At 58.0% G+C, this 281-nt stretch carries 1 protein-coding gene; it reads left to right on the top strand.

Going from position 1 to position 281, the window contains the following annotated elements; all coding sequences use genetic code 11:
• On the top strand, positions 1–281 hold a 281-nt coding region (locus EN818_RS32295; RefSeq protein ID WP_135906774.1), incomplete at both ends, for a M81 family metallopeptidase.

Consider the following 281-nt stretch of genomic DNA (forward strand, 5'->3'; position numbering starts at 1 on the left):
GCCAGACGTATGAAACACTGCGAGACACCATTCTTTCGGAGCTCTGGGCAGCCCTGCCGGTCGATGATGTGGTTCTTGGCCTGCATCGCGCCATGGTGGCGCAGGGCTATGACGATCCTGAAGGGGATTTCCTGTCGCGGATGCGGGCAATGGTGGGCCCGGACGTCTTGATTGCGGCGGAGTTCGATCCCCATAGCCATCTCACGGCATTAAGGGTTGAAAGCCTGGATATCATGGCGACGTTCCTGGAATTTCCCCATACCGATTTTGAGGAACGCGGC

The organism is Mesorhizobium sp. M3A.F.Ca.ET.175.01.1.1 (genome assembly GCF_004791945.1).
Classification (GTDB): Bacteria; Pseudomonadota; Alphaproteobacteria; order Rhizobiales; family Rhizobiaceae; genus Mesorhizobium.